This window comes from Myroides sp. LoEW2-1 (assembly GCF_009767705.1).
In the GTDB taxonomy this organism is placed as follows: Bacteria; Bacteroidota; Bacteroidia; order Flavobacteriales; family Flavobacteriaceae; genus Flavobacterium; species Flavobacterium album_A.
In genome coordinates this window covers 1-2,622 of record NZ_WSPP01000029.1, presented here as the reverse complement: position 1 = coordinate 2,622, position 2,622 = coordinate 1, and the positions used below count along the sequence as shown (strand labels likewise).

The 2,622-nt window shown below is 33.1% G+C and carries 2 protein-coding genes; both read right to left on the bottom strand.

Annotated elements, in window-relative coordinates:
• Positions 1-321: 321 nt before the first annotated feature.
• On the bottom strand, positions 322-1,224 hold the full coding sequence (locus tag GOQ24_RS02755) for a hypothetical protein (protein WP_155091950.1): 903 nt from the start codon (positions 1,222-1,224) through the stop codon (positions 322-324).
• 21 nt (positions 1,225-1,245) lie between these two features.
• Positions 1,246-2,370: a hypothetical protein gene (locus GOQ24_RS02750; RefSeq protein ID WP_155091949.1), complete on the bottom strand. Its 1,125-nt coding sequence runs from the start codon at positions 2,368-2,370 to the stop codon at positions 1,246-1,248.
• Between the last annotated feature and the right edge of the window lie 252 nt (positions 2,371-2,622).

The window sequence follows — 2,622 nt, the reverse complement described above, 5'->3', positions numbered from 1 at the left end:
AATGAATTCTTGATGATAACGTTGTTTTACTTTTTTCTCTTTTATTGACTTTTCCATCTCTTATTGGTATTTAAAACTGTACAGTTTTTTCAGGACGGGTCAATGACTTAAAAAACAGGATTACCATTAGCGCAAAATCAAGCATAACGGGCAATTCAATACAGCATTCAACTAATTAATCCCTTCAAGCAAATTATACGATTAAAAATTTGACATTCATTATTTAAACAGAAAATAAAAAGCTATATACACCTAAAAAAAAAGAGGAACATATAGTTCCTCTCTTTCCGTTTAATAACTTTATCAATATTTCTAACTTTCCTACCAGCCAAAAACAGGTTTACTATCCGTATATGTAAATGTCAGTTCCTCACCACGAGTTTTATCAACCAATTTACCAGAAATCGTATATGATCCATCTTTATTATCTACTATTTCAATAGAAGTTGCTTTGGTATCATCCGCAACGAAGTAATCCTCATTATTATTCTTGTCAAAATTAATCCAAGCTGTTCCTTGAAAATTTGGCTTGCCATCACTACCTTTAACGTGTTTTCCAACATAATACATCAAAGGTTTCCAAGTATCATAACTCCCCTCTAATGGAGCGACTTTTCCAAAAGGTAGTTGGTAACTTTGCTCTGTTAATTTAACAAGTGGCTCTTGAGTCAACAACCAAATCAAAACATCTTTGTATTCTATCCCATTTCCATCTTGACTCATCTTTTTTGTTGACATCATCAAGTTTGTGCGATACAAGCCAGTTGCTTCATCCAAATCGTCATACATCATAAAACCATCTACTAACTCCAATCCTTTAGGTAAAAGAGTTTTAAAACTATGCTTAATTAAACTGACTTCTTTATCCTCTCCTTTAGCTACCAAGTATAGGTCATACTCCGAATCTTGATGCAGATCATTTACAGTAACTTCAACGGTTTTGTTAACCTCCACAGTGATACCTTTTTGAAAGATAACTTCTGTAGTTATACTTTCATCCGATTTTGGTGTGAGCAAGTAAGCGATTTGTACTGCATTTTTACTGATCACAGTAAAATCAACTTTATCTACACCTACTTCACCTAAAGTAAGTGTTACTTCTGCTTTGGGCGTTTCACTTTCTCCTTCACCCGGTACATTGCGAACACTATTGTCATCACTTGAACAAGCTGCAAATAATCCTCCTACAAATGCCACAAATAATATTAAAAATTTATTTCTCATCTCTCTATGCTAATTATTTATTTAATATGGTATTACTTGAACTGGCCCATTATAAATTGCTTTAAAAGGAGTACCACTATCTCGTGCTATATTAATCTCTATATCGAAAGTATTATTAGCTCCTTTAGTAATAACAATTGATCCACTATCCAAATCTCTTATTGATTCTGAGCCATCTCTCTTCTTAATAAAGTATTCACCTACACCATCTGACGACACCTCCTCTGACCAAGAAGCATAATAGAACTTTCCTGTAGGAAGCTCATGCAACTCTGCTGATATAGATCCTATTTCAAATCCTGCTTCCCAATCTTTACCTTTTAGATTAAGAATATAAACATTAAGCCAGCCTTGGCTTTCAGAATTTACTTTTATCTCTGTAAACTTGATCACTCCATCCTCTTCTTGTACATCTTCTTTTGTAGAAAACTCCGATGATTGCAGTAATGTCTTGCCAGAAGCTTCTATAGCCGCCACATACAAGTTATACTTTGTGTTTTCACTCAAGCCGTCAACCTTTAAAGTAGACTCCCCATCAAGTCTATCAATAGATACACCTTTGGCTAAAACATCCTCAGCAGTTGGAGCTTTTTCAGTTGCCTCTTGTACAATATAGCCAACTTTCTCAGCATACTGAGTTGTAAACTTAAACTCCATCGTTGTGATATCAGCCTCAACAGCTATGATTTGCATTGTTGCACTTTGCATAGTCTTAATCGTTTGAGGATATTTCAAAATTGTCGCTTTGTCTTCTGCATTAATAGCAATAGCTGTCACAGTATACTTGGTATTTGCCTCCAAAGCATCTACTACAACTTCTTCCTCAGTATTTGCTTTCACTTTTACACCTTTCGAAACTATCTCCTCAACAGTAATTGTACTTACATCATCTCCTTTAACGACATAATAGTAAACACTCTTAGCCTCTTTAGAGTTAATTTGAACTGTAGCTGTATTTTGAGTATATGCTATTACAGCAAGTGAAATTTCGGCTTCTTTCACTTTTGGCCCTTCAGGATTAGGTTCCTCTGTTGGAGGAGTTACATTTGGAGCAGTGCTATTGTCATCACTTGAACAACTTATAAAACTGCATAAAACAACAGCACAAAGTCCCTTTGTGTACCAGGTAAGTTTTCTTTTTTTCATTATTAAGGTAATTAAGATTAGTTCGTTTATTTTTTATGTTTTTATTAACAGTCCTAACTTCACAAAAAACACATACTATTAAAAATAATAGTTCAAAAATATATTAATATCAAATATTTTGATTTCCAATATTAATAATTAAAAAAATAAAAACAATCAGTTTCTTAAATAAATATTAAAAATTAACATTTATAATACAATCCCTTAAATGAAAGAAATCAAATAAAAACGACATACCGTCTATACTTATAC

Coding starts and splice junctions, on each gene's coding strand:
- GOQ24_RS02755 (WP_155091950.1), bottom strand. CDS start 1,224: ATGAGAAATAAATTTTTAATATTATTTGTGGCATTTGTAGGAGGATTA.
- GOQ24_RS02750 (WP_155091949.1), bottom strand. CDS start 2,370: ATGAAAAAAAGAAAACTTACCTGGTACACAAAGGGACTTTGTGCTGTT.